Source organism: Cupriavidus sp. 22TCCZM04-2, from assembly GCF_057798895.1.
In genome coordinates this window covers 196,077-214,033 of record NZ_JBYOJS010000001.1, presented here as the reverse complement: position 1 = coordinate 214,033, position 17,957 = coordinate 196,077, and the positions used below count along the sequence as shown (strand labels likewise).

Here is a 17,957-nt window from a genome sequence, read left to right as displayed (position 1 = left end):
GTTCGACTCCTTCGGCTTTGGCAAGAGCCTATGAGCTGGCGAGAAATATTTTTGATTTGCGGCGGGTGGGTTGGCATCTGCGCGGCGGCTGGCTGGTTTCTGACGACTGCAGTCAACATGCTCGGCTGAGCGGAATCGCCGGAATATCGCGCCCCACCCCGCGAGGCCAGTCTCTACGGAGCATACAAACTCCAAGTCGAAGTCGCCCTCAAAGGGGGCATACCCGATTCCAGTAGACCTCAGTGGCTTCCAAAGGCTTCTCGCGGAAGTAAGCTGTGCGTTGGGAGTGCTCGCGGTGCTGCCACTCTATTGAACGGGCTGGGACCGTCAATGTCACAAAGTATTACAAGCGCCGAACCTGCTTATCCACGCTTCAGCACAAGGGCCCGCCAAAGCCCGCTTCATCCATTTGAGATTGGGGGCGCCCATGGGCAATTATCGACCTCAGTTGGGTGATCGCACAGCCAAGGCTCACTTGAGGTGCTGGCAGTCTTGCTGGTTCTGGGATTGAATGCGCGCAGCGAGTCGACGTAGTTCTAGTCCCATGCTTTTGCCAGCGATGAATGGATGGCGATCGAGGTTTATCCGTCTCGCGCCAGCACGCCGCGGGCCCTGGCAATCAGGGCGGCCGTGGACTCATCGTGCTGACCGGCTTCGGCGCCGTTCAATTCGGCTTCGATAGGGCGAGCCAGGATCTTGCCCAACTCCACGCCCCACTGGTCGAAGGAGTTGATATTCCAGATCACGCCCTGCACGAAGGTCCTGTGCTCATAGAGCGCAATCAGAGCACCCAGCACGTGTGGCGTAAGGTCTTCCATCAGCAGCGTATTGCTGGGGCGATTGCCCTCGAAAACCATATGGGCGATGCGCAACTCGTCGGTCACGCCGGCCACGCGCAGCTCCCCGGCGGAACGGCCGCGCATCAGAGACTCGGCCTGGGCGAAGCAGTTGGCCAGCAGCTTGGCATGATGGCCGGGCAGTTCCCGAGGCGCCATCAGCGGGGCGACGAAATCGACCGGCACGATCTGCGATCCCTGGTGGATCATTTGGAAGTATGCATGCTGGCCATTGGTGCCCGCAGTACCCCACACCACCGGCGAGGTATGCGTAGGCACGCGCCGTCCGTTGAGCTGCACGGACTTGCCGTTGCTCTCCATTTCCAGCTGCTGCAGGAACGCCGGGAATAGCTCCAGCGAAGTGGAGTAGGGCGCCATGCAGCTGGTCGGCAGGTCGAAGAAGTTGCGGTACCAGATGCCGATCATGCCCAGTACGACAGGCATGTTGCGTTCGAGCGGCGCGGTGCGAAAGTGCTCGTCCATGGCGCGGCCACCCGCCAGCAGGTCGGCAAAGGCATTGAAGCCTGCTGCCAGCGAAATCGACAGACCTGCCGAGGACCAGAGGGAGAAGCGGCCGCCAATCCAGTCCCAGAACTCGAACATATTGGTCGGGTCGATCCCGAACGCGCGTACGGCTTCCACGTTCGTCGACACCGCAACGAAGTGTCGAGCCAGCTGGTCTTCGGCCATGCCATCGGCGAGATACCATTGTCGTGCGCTGTGCGCATTGGCCATAGTTTCCAGCGTGGTAAATGTTTTCGAACAGACGATCGTGAGCGTCCGATGCGGATCGAGGCGCTCAAGGGTTTCAGCTAGTTCGGTACCGTCGACGTTCGATACGAAATGCATGCGCGGCCCAGAATGGCCTTTTAGCGCACGGCACACCATCTTCGGGCCCAGGTCAGAGCCACCGATGCCGATGTTCACGACATCTGTGATGCGCTCGCCGGTGGTGCCGGTCCACGCGCCACTGCGGACCGCCTCGGAAAACGTGCGCATGCGGACCAGGACGCTCTGGATGCGGGACATCACAGGTACGCCGTCAACTTTAAAGCCGGCACCGGCGGTAGCGCGAAGTGCAACATGCAATGCGGCGCGGTCCTCCGTCGAGTTGATATGCTGACCGGCGAACATGGCATCGCGACGAGCCGGGACACCTGCCTCATCGGCCAGTTGCAGCAGCAACTGCATGGTCCGCGGGGTGATCCGGTTCTTGGAGTAATCCAGATACAGGCCGGCCGCTTCCAGCGAAAACTGCCTGACGCGACTTTCGCCGCCCTTGGCAAACCAATCTCGCATCTGGTGATCGCAAATGGCATCGTGATGCTGCAGGAGGGAGTTCCAGGCGTGAAGGTTGGTGGGCATGCGGGGCACAGATTCGTTGCAGGAGCTTTGATGCCCGGGAATCTCCGAGCCTTGCAAGTATAAAGCGTGTCATGTTTCGATCACGCCTAGTCGCGGCGTTATCGTGACGCCGGCTGGCGTATAGTTGCTGACATTCGGCACGTGGGTGGCCTATGCCATTGCCGTCAACCCTCAACGCCAGGACCCCTACCTTGACCCCGGACGTCTTCGCCCGCTTCGAAGTCGAATGCCTGCCGCGCATCGTCGGCACCATTGGAGGGCTGTACAGGCGGGTGCAACTCCACACCTTGCCCGCCGATTCGCCCGATTGCCCCGCGCGACTGCAATTAACGGGCGAAGGGCCTCCGGAGTTGCAGCGCCATCGGTTTACGCTTGATATCACGCTGGCCTGGGACGGACTGGAAGTCCAGCGCCTGTTCGGTGCCGGGGGCGAGGCGCGCTTTCTCGCCTACCTGGCGGCGCTACCCGGCAAGCTGCGAGCCTGGCAGGAGCCGCGCGGCATCGACTTTGACTCGCTGTCGCAGGTGGAGCTTTCGATTCTGATTGGCGGCCTGGACTTCGAGCATTGAGCGCCGTCGCCGCCGGGGCCTGGCCTGTCATCCGGTCACGCGCAACCGGCAAACCGCGTTTTCTGTCTGCCCGGGCTCGATCCAGCGCAGAGCCTGCCGATGGTGGATCGCATCGGGCAGTCCCACCCACGGTTCGACGCAATAGAAGTCTGAGTCCTCGCTTTCGGACCAAGTCGTCACGGCGTGCCATGGTGCGCCGCCGGATAGATCGAGTTCGAAGGCGATAGTGCGGCCAGAGATTGTCATCGTGGCGCCAGCGGTGCCATGGAATACGTGGAAGGTGTCCTGCAGGCGCGGATCGTTGAGCCGGTATGTGGCCTCGCCGGCTTCGGCCGGACTGGGCCGGCCATCGGGCAACTGCCGCACGCGGTCGGCCGGTGGCAGCGTCAGCGAGGCTGAGGCGCGCTGCGTGTGCGGCAGCGCGAAGTAGAAGTGGTGGCCGGGGTAGCACGGCAGCCGCTGGGTACCTGTGTTGGTGGTGCGCAGTGTGACTTCCAGTCCATCGGGCAGCAGGGCATAGATTGCGTCGAAGGCGAACGCAAAAGGAAATCCAGCCCGTGTTGCATCGCTGTCGCGCAGCGTCATCGTGATCGCGGTGTCTGCATCGATGGTGGTGATGTCGAAGGGCAGATCGCGTGCGAAGCCATGCTGGGCGAGCATGTGCAAGGTGCCGTGCGAATCGCGCCATTGACCGGGACTGCCATTGACAAAGTGCCGCCCGATAAACGGAAACAACAGCGGATTTCCGCCGCGGATCTTCGCTGCGCGGCTCCAGTCGGCCTGGTCTGGCCAGTACAAGATGTCCTCCCCGCACAACACCCAGCGCACCAGCCGTCCGCCATGCCGCGGCGCGAGCAACAGGTAGTTTTCATCTTGCCCGATGCGGACCAGGTCCTGGTCCTGAAAGCGTTCGATGGGTAGCGAGGCCATGCTCTTGTCCGATGTTGGACTGCGCATTGTATGCGCCGTGGCTGCCCGCCGTGCTGCGGCGCCCCTATCCGCTTCAATCCCGCATATAGATCGTGTCGCGGACCAGCGGATAGACCTGGGTCTCCCACCGCCTGCCATTGAATACGCCATAGTGCCCCACGCCGGTTTGCACATGGTGCATGCGCAGGGTCGGGCGCAGGCTGCTACATAGGTCCTGGGCGGCCATGGTCTGGCCGATGGCGCAGATGTCGTCGCGCTCGCCTTCCACGGTCAGCAGTGCCGTGCGGCGGATGGCGCGCGTGGATACGAGGCGTCCGCCCACTTCCAGCAGTCCCTGCGCCAACAGGAAACGCTGGAATACCAGACTGACAGTCTCAAGGTAGAACTCCGCCGTGAGGTCCATGGTGGCGAAGTACTCAACGTAGAAGTCCTGGATAGCGTCAGCCTTTTCATGTTCGCCGCGCGAGCGCAGCGCGTGCATCTCGCGCAGCGCCTGATCGTGCCGTTCCAGGTTCATGCTCATGAAGGCCAGCAGTTGGACAAAGCCCGGGTAGACGCGGCGCAGTGCGCCGGCAAAGCGCAGCGGGACGAAGCCGATCAGCCTGCTCTCGAACCACTCGATCGGGCGGGCCATGGCCAGTTCGTTGACCTTGGTCGGATTGACGCGCGCGTCGATCGGACCCGCCATGAGCGTGAGGCTGGGCGGCTGGTCCGGGTCGTCGTCCTCGGCCATCAGCGCGGCAGCGGCCAGCGCGGCGACGGTTGGCTGGCAGACGGCGACCAGGTGCGTGTGTCCGCCAAGTGTGTGCATGAAGGCAATCAGGTGCCCGACGAACTCGTCGAAGCCAAAGCGGCCGGCAAGCAGCGGGATATCGCGCGGATTGTGCCAGTCGGTAATGTAGACGTCATGGTCGGCCAGCATAGTCTGCGCGGTGCCGCGCAGCAGGGTGGCAAAGTGGCCGGACATCGGCGCAACCAGCAGCACGCGGGGCTGCCCGCCGATGCCGTGGCGGCGGAAATGCAGCAGCGAACAAAATGGCGTACGCGCGACGACTTCCTCGGAAACCTGCACGGGCACGCCATTGACGACTACGCTGTCAATACCGAAGTCGGGACGGTGGTGGGTCAGGCGTGCCAGCGCCAGGATCTCGCAGGCTGCCCATAGCGAACGCATGGAATCGGTACCGGCGGCACTCGGGTTGGTGGCAAGGATGGATGCAGTGAGACCGGCCAGCGTACAGCCTGGGTGCATCATGTCCGCGTAGGTCTGGTACGCCTGGTACAGCATGGCTCGCCTCCCGTGAATCCGTGGCCCCGCTATGCGCAATATATATGCCATCCGCATCAATGGTGGCACAAGCTTTGCACGCCGCTTGGCCAGGTTGACCCGAATGGAATGCTGGTGGCGTGGCAGGCGCATAGGCTTCACGCTGGTGCTGGTCCGCTGCACTGCATGGGTGCGTAGAGCCGGATGGCCGGTATCGTGCTGATCGCCGCGACGGGCGACAAGGAGGCGAGATGGGCAAGACCACACTCACCATCAGCAGCAAGACCTACTCTTCATGGTCGCTGCGCGGATGGCTGCTGGCGCGCTTTGCAGGCCTGGAGTTCGAGGAGGTGCTGGTGACGCCGGACGACCCGGCCGTGCGCGCGGAGATCCTGCTCCTCTCGCCATCGATCCTGGTGCCGTGCCTGCGCCATCAGGGCGTGACCGTTTGGGACACGCTGGCGATTGCCGAGTACCTTAACGAGATCTCTCCCAAGGCGGGGCTGCTGCCAGACGACCGCACCGCGCGCGCACATTGCCGCGCGATCTGCGGCGAGATGCATTCAGGGTTTGCCGCCATGCGCGCGGCATTGCCAATGAACCTCAAGGGGCAGTTCCCCGGCCTGAAAGTCTGGTCGCGCGCGCAGGCCGATATCGACCGCATCACCGCAATCTGGACCGAATGCCTGGAGCGGTATGGCGGCCCTTACCTGTTCGGCACCCGCACGATGGCCGACGCCATGTATGCGCCGGTGGTGACGCGCTTCGTCACGTATGGGGTCATGCTGGACCCGGTGCCCGTTGAGTACTGCAAGCAGATCCTGGCCATGCCGGAACTCCAGGAATGGATTGCCGCAGCCCGCGAGGAGCCCGACGAAATCAGCGAACTCGATGTCGAGTTCTGAGTTCGGCGGGCTCGTGCGGGTCAGGCGGCGGCCTCCGCCTGCCGCGCCGCCAGGTATCGCGCGGCGTAGCCGAAGTACCAGTCCAGGCTGTCCGGGTTGGCCATGGCGTCGCGGTTCGCGATGCTGTCCGGCGCATGTCCAAGCAACAGCTTCTTGATCGGCACTTCCATCTTCTTGCCGGACAGCGTGCGCGGCACGGCCGGCGCCTGGAGAATCTCATTGGGGACGTGGCGGGACGACAGCGCGTCCCGGATGCGGCCGCGCAGCGTTTCGCGCAGCGCATCGTCCAGCACAACCCCGTCGCGCAGAACCACAAACAGTGGCATGTACGACTCCCGCCCCAGGTACTCCAGGTCGACCACCATGCTGTCCAGCACCTCGGGCAGTTCTTCCACCACGCGGTACAACTCGCTGGTGCCCATGCGGATGCCGTGCCGGTTGATGGTGGCGTCCGAGCGGCCGTAGATGATGGCGCCGCCGCGCGCCGTGATTTTGATCCAGTCGCCGTGCCGCCAGACACCGGGATAGGTGTCGAAGTAGCTGTCGCGGTAGCGCTTGCCATCGGCATCGCCCCACAGGAACAGCGGCATCGACGGCATGGGCTCGGTACAGACCAGCTCGCCGACCTGGTCGATCAGCGCCTTGCCGCTGTCGTCGAAGGCTTCCACCCTGGCGCCGAGGCAGCGGCACTGCATCTCGCCCGAAACCACCGGCAGCAACGGGCAGCCAGCGACGAAGGAACCGGCGAAATCGGTGCCGCCCGACATCGGTGCCAGCCAGATATCGCTGCGCACGTGGCGGTAGATCCAGTCATAGGCTTCCACCGGCAGCGGCGAGCCGGTCGAGCCCAGTCCGCGCAGCCGCGACACATCGACGATGCGCGCCGGCTCGACACCGGCCTTCATGCAGTTGGTGAAGAAGGCGGCGCCGGCGCCGAAGACGGTGACGCGCGCGTCGTCCACGAAGCGCCACAGCACGCCCGCATCGGGCCACGCCGGATTACCGTCATAGAGCGCGATGGTGGTGCCCAGCAGCAGCCCGGCGACCTGCGCATTCCACATGATCCAGCCACTGCTGCTGTACCAGTGGAAGACGTCGTCGGGGCCGAGGTTGTTATGGAACGCCATCAGCTTGAGCTGCTCGATGACAATGCCGCCGTGGCCATGCACGATCGGCTTGGGCATGCCGGTGGTGCCCGACGAATAGACGATCCACAACGGATGGTCGAACGGCACGGACTCGATGGCCAGCGGGACGCCATGGGACAGCACGTCGTGCCAGGCATGGGCGCTTACACCGTCGCGCGCCCGGACCGGGTTGCCCGTGTGCGGGACGATGACCACGTCTGTGAGCGACGGGAGGGCGGCAACGAGGTCCGCCACGACCGGCGCGCGGTCATAGTGCTTGCCGCCATAGCCGTAGCCATCCACCGCGATCAGCACCTTCGGTTCGATCTGGCGGAAACGGTCGATTACGGCGACCTGGCCCATGTCCGGCGCGCAGCCCGACCATATCGCGCCTAGACTCGCCGTGGCGAGGAAGGCAATGATCGTCGCGGGAATATTCGGCAGGTAGCCCGCCACGCGGTCGCCACGGCCGACGCCCATCTCGCGCAGGGCATGTGCGAGCGACGCGACTTGTGCTTCAAGCACATCCCAGCTCATGTCTTTAAGCGGACGATTCTCGCCCGCGTGGCGGATGGCTGCACGCTGGCGGGCCGGTCCGCTGCCGGCGTGGCGGAACACCTGCTGCACATAGTTCAGGCTGGCGCCTTCGAACCAGCGGGCGCCGGGCATGACGCGCCGGTCCAGCACGCGCTGCGCGGGCGTGTCGAAGCGCACGTCGAAGTACGCGCGCACCGCTTCCCAGAAGGTTTCGATCTCGGTGACCGACCACTGCCAGAGGCTGGCGTAGTCATCGAACGCGAGTCCTCGCTCACGCTGCAGCCAGCGCATGAACTGCGCGAGCTGGCTGCCGTCGCGGAATGCGGCGGGCGGCGTCCACATCAATTTCCCTTCTGCGAGGGTGGTCATGTCTCCTCCTGGCACCGTCTGTCGCGGGCATCGGATGGTGAGGTCGATCGGGGGCGGGTGCATCTCGCGCCTCCCCGAGGTTCAGCCTGACAGGATACTCGCCCCCGGCGTCATGCGCCGGCAGGGCGGTCGAAGAGGGTGGCCATCATGCCGTCCACCCTGGCCTTGACGGCCGGGTCCATGCTGATCGTGCGGCCCCATTCGCGCGTGGTTTCCCCCGGCCACTTGTCGGTGGCGTCGATGCCCATCTTGGAGCCCAGCCCGGACACCGGCGACGCAAAGTCCAGGTAATCGATCGGCGTGTTCTCCACCATGACCGTGTCGCGCGCCGGATCGACCCGCGTGGTGATGGCCCAGATCACCTCCTTCCAGTCGCGCACGTCGATGTCGTCGTCGACGACCACGATGAACTTGGTGTACATGAACTGCCGCAGGAAGCTCCACACGCCGAACATCACGCGCTTGGCGTGGCCGGCGTACTGCTTCTTCATGCGCACCAGTGCCATGCGGTAGCTGCAGCCTTCGGGCGGGAGGTAGAAGTCGGTGATTTCCGGGAACTGCTTTTGCAGCAGGGGCACGAACACCTCGTTGAGCGCTACGCCGAGCACCGCCGGTTCGTCTGGCGGCTTGCCGGTGTAGGTCGAGTGGTAGATCGGATCGCGCCGCATCGTGATGCGATCGATGGTGAAGACCGGGAACCAGTCCTGCTCGTTGTAATAGCCGGTGTGGTCGCCATACGGTCCTTCGAGGGCGTGCTGATAACCCGACGGATGCGCCGGATCTGGCTGGATATGGCCTTCCAGCACGATCTCGGCCGAAGCCGGCACGCTCAGTTCGGACAGCGTCGGCGTCAGGCATCCGGCCAGCGCCGTGCGGCTGCCGCGCAGCAGGCCGGCAAACTGGTATTCGGATAGCGTGTCCGGTACCGGCGTGACCGCGCCGAGGATCGTGGCCGGATCGGCGCCGAGCGCCACGGCGATCGGGAACGGCTTGCCGGGATTGGCCAGCGCGTGCTCGCGGAAATCGAGCGCGCCGCCCCGGTGGGCCAGCCAGCGCATGATGACCTGGTTGCGGCTGATTACCTGCTGGCGGTAGATGCCCAGGTTCTGCCGCTTCTTGTGCGGCCCCCTGGTGACCACCAGCCCCCACGTGATCAGCGGCGCGGCATCGCCCGGCCAGCAGGTCTGGATCGGCAGGCGCGCCAGGTCCACGTCATTGCCCTCCCAGACGATCTCCTGGCACGCGGGGCTGCCGACGCGCTTGGGCGCCATGTCCCAGACGGATTTGGCCAGCGTGAAGAGCTTGCCAGCCTCGCGCAGTCCGCGCGGCGGCTCTGGCTCCTTCAGGGCCGACAGCACCCGGCCGATGTCGCGCAGGTCTTCCAGTGATTCCGCGCCCATGCCCAGTGCCACCCGTCGCGTCGTCCCGAACAGATTGGCGAGCACCGGAACGCTATAGATACCGTCCTGGCCGCCCGCGCCTGCCGGGCGCTCGAACAGGACGGCCGGCCCGCCGGCACGCAGCAGGCGGTCGCAGATCTCCGTCATCTCCAGGTCGGGAGACACCGGCGTGCCGACGCGCCGCAGTTCCCCTTGTTGCTCAAGCTGGTTGATGAAATCGCGCAAGTCTTTGTATTGCATAGTGAATTCTGGTCCTGATGCGGCGTCGCCGCGGCGCCGGTGGCGGCATGCGATGTGTGCCACGATACACACGCACGGGCATCACGGCAAAAAAAACGATTGTTTGCGTCAACGCAAATTGTAAGTTTTTTGCCTGCCCAAGCGTCGTCAGAATCGGGGCAGGCCTAGGCGTGGCCTACGAATCCCGGCATTCGGGTGGCGTATGCGCGGCCTCGCATGGCTTGTTACTAATAACTGAAAGTATGGTTATAAACAATCGTTATGCTTGACTGGTTATAAAACGGTTCCTACAATCGCGTCTGCTCGATGGAATGTTGTGTTGCAACATGGAATCTGCCCTTGTGTCAAGGGGCGCACATAAAAATTTGTGAGCAAAAGATTCCTCCATCCAGACCGGTTGCGCGGGCCCGCGAGGCCTGACCGGTCGCCCTCTGGCGGCTCGCCGGAGCGTTTGAGTTGTCCGTGGCAGGGCGTGCTCCCCCAAGAGCGTGCCCTGTTTCTAGTTGGGCGCATGGGGAGCGCCCACCAACAGGTGCTGGTTGCCACTGCTAGGCAGCGCAGCATCCTTACTTGAGTACGTTGAGATCGGGTGCGTGCCGCTGTCTGGCGCGCGCAGCGGGCAACGGATGGAGGTAAGCATGAGCGGTTGGAAAACCCTTCATCTTCCCGGCATCGGGCGGGCATTGCAGGTCCGCCTCCGAACGCCGGTACCCGGAGTGAATCGGGCATTTCAGTTCCGATTTGCGCATCCGGTCGCGGGCCGCGCCTTGCGCGGGGGCCGCACAACTTTGAAGTACGCCCTGAACTGTCTGGGCGTGGTATCGGTCGTTTCGGCCGTCTCGCTGTCGCTGAGCCAGGAATGGCGCACCACGCTGGCGGCCATGCTGGCCGGCGACGAAGCGCCGGCCGTGCTGGTGGGTGCCGCGGCTCCCGCGCCTGTGCCGGTCATCGCCAGCACTGCCGTGCCTTCGAGTTCGGCGGACGTGGCGGCGGCCAAGCTCGGTCGCGGCCGCGTTGGCCTGCCGAGCGTCTCGGGCGTGGATGAATGGAGCGTGGCGTCCGCCGCCAAGGTGCCATCCGTGGCCCACCTGGCGGCCCAGATCCCGGTGACCCGCGTGGCGCTCGACGCCCGCAGCACCAGCGCGCTCGGCACCGCGCGCGAACAGGCGGCCGTGGCCGACTACATCGCGCGCAAGTACCGCGTGGCGGCGCAGGCCACCGCGCAACTGGTCAAGGCCGCCTACATGACCGGCCGCGAGGTCGGCATCGACCCGCTGCTGATCCTGGGCGTGATCGCGATCGAGTCCAGCTTCAACCCGTATGCCGAAAGCGGCGTCGGCGCGCAGGGCCTGATGCAGGTCATGACCAAGGTGCACCAGGACAAGTACGAAGCCGTCGGTGGCGTGGCCGCCGCACTGAATCCGTACGCCAATATCAAGATCGGCGCGCTGGTGCTGAAGGACTGCATCGCCCGTGCCGGTTCGATCGAAGGCGGCCTGAAGTACTACGTGGGCTCCACTACCAATACCGACGGCGGCTACGGTGCCAAGGTGCTCGCCGAGCGCGCGCGCCTGCGCCAGCTGCTGGGTGTGCGCGTGGCTGACACGCAGGCCGAGAAGGCTGGCGACGGCAAGGCGGAGCACCGCCCGAACGGCGATAAGCTTGAGGCGGCGAGCAATACGCAGCAGAGCGCCTGAGGCGTCGTTTGCCCTTCACATGAAAAAGCACCCCGCGGGGTGCTTTTTCTTTTGCCGGCGTCGTCGGAGCGGCGCCGCTGATCCGAGGGATCAGCGGGTCAGCGGATCAGCGGAACAGCTTCTGCAGCCTTGCGATGGCTTCCTCGATGTTCCGGCGCGAGGTTGCGTACGAGATCCGGATGTAGTCGCGCGCTGTATGGGGCCCGAAATCCTGGCCCGGCACCAGGACCACGCCGGCGTCATGGAGCATCGCCTGCGTCAGCTTGTCGGCATCGCCGGCGGCCGCATGGTTGACGCCACGGCAATCCGCATAGACATAGAACGCGCCGTCGGGCATGACCGGCACGTGCAGGCCGAGCGATTCCAGCGCCGGCACGATCAGGTCGCGGCGGCGGCGGAATTCGGCCTTGCGCTCGTCATAGATCGCCATGGCCTCGGGCGTGAAGCAGGCCAGCGCGGCATGCTGGGCCACGGCCGAAGCGCAGATGAACAGGTTCTGCGCCACCTTCTCGAAGTCGGCCACGAGCGCGTCCGGCACCACCAGCCAGCCCAGGCGCCAGCCGGTCATGTTGAAGTACTTCGAGAAGCTGTTGACCGTCACCACGTTGTCGTCGAGGCTCAGTGCCGATACCGGCGGCGCGTCATAGGACAGGCCCTGGTAGATCTCGTCGAGGATGGCAAAGCCCTGGCGCGCGCGCACCGCCTGCAGGATGCGCGACAGTTCGTCGGGCAGGATCGAGGTGCCGGTCGGGTTTGACGGCGACGCCAGCAGCACGCCGCGCGTGCGCTCGTTCCAATGCGCTTCGACTTGCGCGGCCGTCAGCTGGAAGCGCTCGGCCGGGCCGCTCGGGATCATGCGCGCGGCGCCATTGAACGCCGCGACGAAATGCCGGTTGCAGGGGTAGCTCGGGTCCGGCATCAGCACCTCGGCGCCGATTTCCACCAGCACCGCGCAGGCCAGCAACAGCGCGCCCGACGCCCCGGCCGTGACGATCACGCGCCGTGCGGGGATGTCCAGGCCGTACATCGTCTTGTAATAGCCGGCGATCGCCTCGCGCAGCGCATGGATGCCCAGCGCGCCGGTGTATTGCGTGACGCCGCGCCGCATGGCGGCTTCCGCGGCGCGCACGACCGGCTCGGCGGCGGTGAAGTCGGGCTCGCCGATCCCCATGTGGATGATATGGCGGCCGGCGCGTTCGAGCTCATTGGCCTGCTTGGCCAGCTCCATGACGTGGAAGGCCTCGATATTGGCAAGGCGGGAGGCGGTGGCGAGGCGCTGCAGGTCCATGGCGGTTTCGGCGGAGCCCTTTTCGGGCAGGCAGTGGTTGGAAGCAAAAACACCCGCGTGAGCGGGTGTCGTTTCGAAGCAGGGCAGGGCCCGCGGGCCCGATGCTTCAGCGGCGCGCGGCGACCTCGGTCGAACGCACCTGGGCGGCGAGCTTGTCCAGTACGCCGTTCACGTACTTGTAGCCCTCGACACCGCCAAAGGTCTTGGTCAGTTCAACGGCTTCGTTGATGACGACCTTGTAGGGGATGTCGATGCAATGCACGAGTTCATAGCTGCCGACCAGCAGGGCAGCGCGCTCCACCGGCGACAGTTCATCGACCGTACGGTCCAGGAACGGCTCGAACGCGGCGGTCAGGCGGGCTTCTTCGCGCACGGCGCCGTTCAGCAGCGCGTCGAAGTGCTCGCGGTCTGCCTTGTTGAAGCCCTGCGCATCATGCAAGTGGGCCTGGATCGCGCCGATGTCGTTGCGGTTCAGCAGCCATTGGTAGAGGCCCTGCAGGGCCAACTCGCGCGAACGGCGGCGCGCGCTCTTGGGCGGTGCCTTGGCTTCGGTGCGGGCGGCGGGCTTGGCGCCAGCTGCCGGCTTGCCGGTTTCGGGCGTGTCACTCATCATCGTCCTCGTCTGCATCGCCGCCTTCGTTTTCGCGCAGCGAATCGAGGGCGACCACCAGGTTGGCCATTTCCACGGCGGTGCGGGCGCAGTCACGGCCCTTCTCGCGCGTGCGGGCATGGGCCTGCTCGTCCGTGTCGACGGTCAGGATGCCGTTGGCGACCGGCACGTTGAAGTCCAGGCCGACGCGAGTGATACCGGCGCCCGACTCGTTCGAGACCAGCTCGAAATGGTAGGTTTCGCCACGCACCACGGCGCCCAGCGCGACCAGTGCGTCGAACTGGCCGCTTTCGGCCATCTTCTGCAGAGCCAGCGGTACTTCCAGCGCGCCCGGCACGGTCACCACCAGGGTGTCTTCGCCTTCGACGCCGAGCTTTTCCAACTCGGCCACGCAGGCTTCGAGCAGTTCGGCGCAGACCGGCTCGTTGAAGCGGGCCTGCACGATGCCGATACGCAGGCCTTCACCGTCGAGGTTGCTGGGGTAGAAGCCGTGATCCATTGTTCAGTTCTCCAGAGTTCGGGGTTGGCGGCCACGGCCAGGCGCGGCTGCCAGGGTATTCAGTCTCAGTCGGCCAGCCCGTTCATGGGCTGGTAGCCGGTCACTTCCAGGTCGTAGCCGGTCATGCTGGGCATGCGCTGCCGGGCCGCCAGCACGCGCATCTTGCCCACGCCCACATCTTTCAGGATCTGTGCGCCCATGCCGTAGGTGCGCAGGTCCGGCTTGCGGCGCGGACGGTTTTGCGGTTCGTCCAGCGCGGTGAACTGGGTGAACAGCTGTTCGGCCGAGTCGCCGCAGTTGAGCAGCACCATCACGCCGCTTTCGGCCTGGGCGATTGCCTCGAGGGCGGCCGGCATGCTCCACGAGTGGGTGGTGCGGGACACTTCCAGCAGGTCGAGCACGGACAGCGGCTCGTGCACACGCACCAGGGTTTCCTGCGTCGGCGTCGGCGTGCCCTTGACCAGCGCCAGGTGGGCGTTGCCGGTGGGCTTGTCGCGGTAGACGATGCTGTGGAAGGTACCGTAAGGCGTTTCCATCGACCGCTCGCCCACGCGCTCGACGATGCTTTCGGTGCGGCTGCGGTAGTGGATCAGGTCGGCGATGGTGCCGATCTTCAGGTCGTGTTCCTGCGCGAATTCGATCAGGTCCGGCAGGCGTGCCATGGTGCCGTCGTCCTTCATGATCTCGCAGATCACGGCGGCGGGCGTCAGGCCGGCCAGGGCGCCAAGGTCGCAACCGGCTTCGGTGTGGCCGGCGCGGATCAGCACGCCGCCGGGCTGGGCGGTCAGCGGGAAGATGTGTCCCGGCTGCACCAGGTCGGACGGCTTGGCGTCGCGCGCGACGGCGGCTTCGACGGTGCGGGAGCGGTCCGCCGCGGAAATGCCGGTGGTCACGCCTTCGGCGGCCTCGATCGATACCGTGAAATTGGTGCCGTGCTGGGTACCGTTGCGGCTGACCATCGGCTGCAGGTTCAGCTGGCGGCAGCGTTCGGCGGTCAGCGTCAGGCAGATCAGGCCGCGACCGTGTTTGGCCATGAAATTGATGGCCTCGGGTGTGACGAAATCGGCAGCCAGGACCAGATCGCCTTCATTCTCGCGGTCTTCTTCATCCACGAGGATGACCATGCGGCCGGCACGGATGTCGGCAATGATGTCTTCGGTACGGGCGATTGTCATGGCTGCTGGGCGGCAAAAAGGGGCGGAAAAGCGGCCAGCCGGCGGGCGGGCGGCTCAAACATGCGCGGACTGCTGCGAGGTGTGCGCCAGGCCGGCCATGGGGCGACAGCCAGGGGCTCGCATCGTCAAACCGGATATTGTACGCCAAGGCAGGCAATGCGGGAGCGTGACCGTACCCAGGAGGCGGACAGCCGGGTGCCGGCGCGGCGCCTGCGGCACCGCGGCCGCGGATTGGCGCCTGCGCTTCAGTGGCGGGCAGGCTGCCCGTCGTCGTGGACGATCACGCCATACCACCCCATGCCCGGGTAGGTCTCGTAGCCCGGCGTACGGGCGAAAGCGATCAGCCGGCCGGCCTTGTCCGTATAGAAGCCGGACGGTGCGTTGCCATCCTGCAGCGGGAACACTTCATCGAGCACGCCGGCACCGTCCGAGGCGGCGATAACACGGCGCCCGGAATCCAGCAGCAGGCAACGGGTGCCACGCCATTCGTCCTGCGACAGCCGCACGTTTTTCACCACCGCGGCGGCCTGTGGCGCCCAGTCGAAGAAGATGGCCAGCACGCCGATCGGCTCGCCATCGGCCTTGCCGTCGGCGCGGATGGCGGTGGCATAGGTGGCCACTTCGGACTGGTTCAGGAAGCGCGACACGGCAACATCGTGCGCGATATAGTCCTGGCCCGACGCGGTGCCCATGGCGCGGCGGAACCAGTCCACCCCCGACACCATGCGCCCGGCCACGCCGCCGTAGGTGCCCGGGCGGCCGTTGGCCAGCACGCGGCCTTGTGCATCGATGACCCACAGGTCCAGGTAAACCGTGTAGCTGTCCAGGATAATGCCGAGCCGCTTGCTGGCCCAGGCGCAGGCCGCCACATCTGCCTGCGCGGCTGCGGCGACGATGGCCGCATCGGTGGCCCACCAGCGCACGTCGCACGAGCGCTCGTACAGGTTGCGGTCGATCAGTTCGATCATGTTCAGCGCCATGTCGGCGAGGCGCTGGCCCTGGTGATCGCGCATCTGCCGGATCATGGCATCGCCGAGCTGCGTGAGTTCGGCGATCGAGCCAGCAAGTTCGCTGTTGAGTTCCCCGGTGATGGCCGAGATGCGCTCGGACACCTGCTTGACCTGACTTGCCACCACACTGAAGCCGCGTCCGGCATCACCGGCACGCGCAGCCTCGATCAACGCATTCAGGGCGAGGAATTTCGTCTCGCGGTTGATCTCCGCAATGCCCGAGATCTTGTGGTCCGCTACGCGGCCGACATGGTGGGACAGTTCAACGATGCGGTTCGCGCTTGCCAATTCTTCTTCCTCCGGTTCATTGTTTTCGCGGGTGCCGGGGATAGGGGCCGTGCGCCCGGACTTGCATCCCGGTCTTAGCAAGATTTGTGCCAATAATCGTGCACTTTCTGGTGCATGGAGGCTGGCGCTATGCGTTATAGGGTGCGTGGCGGGCTATAGTCTGTCTGTCTGTCTGTCTGTCTGTCGGCCGCGCCATCTGCTGCAAGCGCCGCGTGCCGACGCCACTCCAACAAGCAAGAAGAAGGGCGGAGAATGACAATGAAAGCACTCGTGGCAGCCCTGATCCTTGGTGCGGGAATTCCAGCCGGCGCGCAGGACGCCGTCGGGCTGGAGGAATCCGTCTCGACCGTGGCCCTGCAAGGTGGCTCAGAACTGAGCGTGGTGGTCAGCCAGCAACCCGGCAGCAAGCCGGCGGTGGCCGCGCTGTTGTTCCCCGGCTATCCGGGCGTGCTGCGAGTCCAGAGCGATGCCGGCAAGCCGACCTATCAGCTGCGTGGAAATTTCCTTGTGCGTGCCCGCCGGCACCTGGTCAGCGACAGGATACTGACCGTCATGGTGGACTGCCCGAAGGCGCGCTGGGAGAACTGTGACGATGCTTACCGGATCTCTGACCAGTACGCGCAAGACATTGGCGCGGTGATCGACAAGGTCAAGGCCGACTACGGCGTGAGCAAGATCTACGTGGTCGGCACCAGCTATGGCACCGTGTCGAGCGCTTTCCTTGCGCTCAGGCTGGGCGGGCGCATTGATGGCGCCGTGCACACGGCCACCTTCACCGATCCGCGCATCGGCCGCCTGGCGCACGGCATGCCGATGCGCGACTTCAACTGGAGTGCTGTGACGGTGGACCAGCTCTTTGTCCATCACAAGGACGACCCGTGTCCGCTGACGCAGTACCGCAGCATTGTTGCGCGCAAAGGCAACGCGCCGCTCGTGACCGTGCAGGGCAGCAAGGGCGCGCGCGGCGAGCCGTGCGAAGCGTTCTCGGCACACGGCTTTGTCGGGCGCGAGCGGCCGGTGATGCTGGCGATTTCCGACTGGATCCTGGAGCGGAAGGTGCAAGAAGCGGTCGGCGCTGAGAACAGTGAGGATTAGATGCCGGAAAAAGGGGCGCTGAGCGCCCCCACAAGCAACCTTACTGTTCCGACGCCGATGCCGACAGCATCCGCTCCACATACCGCGCGATCAAATCGATCTCGAGGTTCACGCGGCTGCCCGGCTTGAGTTCCTGCAACGTGGTGACTTCCACCGTGTGCGGAATCAGGTTGATCGAGAACACGCAGCCATCGGCCTCGTCGTTGACGCGGTTGACGGTCAGCGACACGCCGTTGACCACGACAGAGCCCTTGTACGCCAGGTAGCGGCCCAGTTCCCGCGGGGCGAGCACGCGCAGTTCATGCGATTCGCCGACCGGGGCAAAGTGCACGACTTCGCCGAGGCCGTCGACGTGGCCCGAGACCAGGTGGCCGCCGAGCCGGTCCGCGAGTCGCAGCGCCTTTTCCAGGTTGACGCGGCCGGTGCGTTCCAGGCCGACGGTCTTGTCCAGCGACTCGCGCGAGACGTCCACGTCGAAGCTGTCGGCAGTCATGGCGATCACCGTCATGCATGCGCCCTGGATGGCGATGCTGTCGCCAATGACCACGTCCGTGAGGTCCAGCCCGCCGGCGGCTACGTGCAGGCGCACGCCGGCATCGCCAGCGCCGAGCGGGGTGATGGTCTCGATGCGGCCGACGGCCGCCACAATGCCAGTAAACATGATGCGTTCTCGAAAGTTCGGGGTTTGGTATCCGGCGCGGCAGCTGCGCCGTCGGCAAATGTCAGGTTGTCAGGCGAAGTCAGGCGAAG

The 17,957-nt window shown here is 65.2% G+C and carries 15 protein-coding genes; 4 read left to right on the top strand and 11 right to left on the bottom strand.

All coding sequences use genetic code 11. The annotated features are described in order from the left end of the window. Nucleotides 1-581 precede the first annotated feature (581 nt). A complete protein-coding gene (pgi, locus tag AC3FKG_RS00980; protein WP_488742189.1) occupies nucleotides 582-2,201 on the bottom strand; it encodes a glucose-6-phosphate isomerase in 1,620 nt (539 codons plus the stop codon). Nucleotides 2,202-2,392: 191 nt separating this feature from the next. Between pgi and AC3FKG_RS00975 the strand changes: the two genes are divergently transcribed. Then, nucleotides 2,393-2,770, top strand: a complete 378-nt coding sequence (locus AC3FKG_RS00975; RefSeq protein WP_488742188.1) for a DUF5594 family protein — start codon at nucleotides 2,393-2,395, stop codon at nucleotides 2,768-2,770. 27 nt (nucleotides 2,771-2,797) lie between these two features. Here the strand turns inward: AC3FKG_RS00975 and AC3FKG_RS00970 are convergent, their stop codons facing one another. Further along, complete coding sequence (locus AC3FKG_RS00970) at nucleotides 2,798-3,700, bottom strand: aldose epimerase family protein (RefSeq protein ID WP_488742187.1); 903 nt, start codon at nucleotides 3,698-3,700, stop codon at nucleotides 2,798-2,800. A 73-nt stretch (nucleotides 3,701-3,773) separates the two neighbouring features. Next, nucleotides 3,774-4,988, bottom strand: coding sequence for a polyhydroxyalkanoate depolymerase (locus tag AC3FKG_RS00965; RefSeq protein WP_483708924.1), 1,215 nt, complete (start codon nucleotides 4,986-4,988; stop codon nucleotides 3,774-3,776). Between the two features lie 230 nt (nucleotides 4,989-5,218). Between AC3FKG_RS00965 and AC3FKG_RS00960 the strand changes: the two genes are divergently transcribed. Continuing rightward, on the top strand, nucleotides 5,219-5,872 hold the full coding sequence (locus tag AC3FKG_RS00960) for a glutathione S-transferase family protein (protein WP_483708923.1): 654 nt from the start codon (nucleotides 5,219-5,221) through the stop codon (nucleotides 5,870-5,872). A 20-nt stretch (nucleotides 5,873-5,892) separates the two neighbouring features. On the opposite strand, the gene AC3FKG_RS00955 is transcribed toward AC3FKG_RS00960, so the two are convergent. Next, complete coding sequence (locus tag AC3FKG_RS00955) at nucleotides 5,893-7,905, bottom strand: acetoacetate--CoA ligase (protein ID WP_488742186.1); 2,013 nt, start codon at nucleotides 7,903-7,905, stop codon at nucleotides 5,893-5,895. A gap of 110 nt (nucleotides 7,906-8,015) precedes the next feature. Beyond that, nucleotides 8,016-9,545 (bottom strand): 4-hydroxy-3-polyprenylbenzoate decarboxylase, encoded by a 1,530-nt coding sequence (ubiD, locus tag AC3FKG_RS00950; RefSeq protein ID WP_488742185.1) that lies wholly within the window; start codon nucleotides 9,543-9,545, stop codon nucleotides 8,016-8,018. A gap of 638 nt (nucleotides 9,546-10,183) precedes the next feature. On the opposite strand from ubiD, the gene AC3FKG_RS00945 reads away from it, so the two are divergent. After that, nucleotides 10,184-11,242 carry a transglycosylase SLT domain-containing protein gene (locus AC3FKG_RS00945; RefSeq protein ID WP_483708918.1) on the top strand — a complete coding sequence of 353 codons (1,059 nt, stop codon included), beginning with the start codon at nucleotides 10,184-10,186 and terminating at the stop codon, nucleotides 11,240-11,242. Nucleotides 11,243-11,348: 106 nt separating this feature from the next. On the opposite strand, the gene AC3FKG_RS00940 is transcribed toward AC3FKG_RS00945, so the two are convergent. The 5 genes from AC3FKG_RS00940 to AC3FKG_RS00920 all read right to left on the bottom strand — a co-directional run bounded on the left by AC3FKG_RS00940 (nucleotide 11,349) and on the right by AC3FKG_RS00920 (nucleotide 16,112). Next, nucleotides 11,349-12,530 (bottom strand): pyridoxal phosphate-dependent aminotransferase, encoded by a 1,182-nt coding sequence (locus AC3FKG_RS00940; RefSeq protein WP_488742184.1) that lies wholly within the window; start codon nucleotides 12,528-12,530, stop codon nucleotides 11,349-11,351. A gap of 106 nt (nucleotides 12,531-12,636) precedes the next feature. Then, the gene (nusB, locus tag AC3FKG_RS00935) at nucleotides 12,637-13,140 is read right to left on the bottom strand and encodes a transcription antitermination factor NusB (RefSeq protein WP_483711527.1); all 504 of its coding nucleotides are present in this window, start codon (nucleotides 13,138-13,140) and stop codon (nucleotides 12,637-12,639) included. Next, complete coding sequence (gene ribH / locus AC3FKG_RS00930) at nucleotides 13,133-13,639, bottom strand: 6,7-dimethyl-8-ribityllumazine synthase (protein ID WP_483708915.1); 507 nt, start codon at nucleotides 13,637-13,639, stop codon at nucleotides 13,133-13,135. Before ribH ends, nusB begins: the two co-directional genes overlap by 8 nt. Before the next feature lie 65 nt (nucleotides 13,640-13,704). Then, nucleotides 13,705-14,814 carry a bifunctional 3,4-dihydroxy-2-butanone-4-phosphate synthase/GTP cyclohydrolase II gene (ribBA, locus tag AC3FKG_RS00925; RefSeq protein ID WP_483708914.1) on the bottom strand — a complete coding sequence of 370 codons (1,110 nt, stop codon included), beginning with the start codon at nucleotides 14,812-14,814 and terminating at the stop codon, nucleotides 13,705-13,707. Nucleotides 14,815-15,059: 245 nt separating this feature from the next. After that, nucleotides 15,060-16,112, bottom strand: a complete 1,053-nt coding sequence (locus AC3FKG_RS00920) for a methyl-accepting chemotaxis protein (RefSeq protein ID WP_483708913.1) — start codon at nucleotides 16,110-16,112, stop codon at nucleotides 15,060-15,062. Nucleotides 16,113-16,370: 258 nt separating this feature from the next. Between AC3FKG_RS00920 and AC3FKG_RS00915 the strand changes: the two genes are divergently transcribed. Continuing rightward, entirely contained in the window at nucleotides 16,371-17,207 is an 837-nt protein-coding gene (locus tag AC3FKG_RS00915; protein WP_483708911.1) for an alpha/beta fold hydrolase, read from the top strand. Nucleotides 17,208-17,247: 40 nt separating this feature from the next. Here the strand turns inward: AC3FKG_RS00915 and AC3FKG_RS00910 are convergent, their stop codons facing one another. Next, a complete protein-coding gene (locus tag AC3FKG_RS00910) occupies nucleotides 17,248-17,868 on the bottom strand; it encodes a riboflavin synthase (RefSeq protein WP_488742183.1) in 621 nt (206 codons plus the stop codon). Nucleotides 17,869-17,957: the final 89 nt, after the last annotated feature.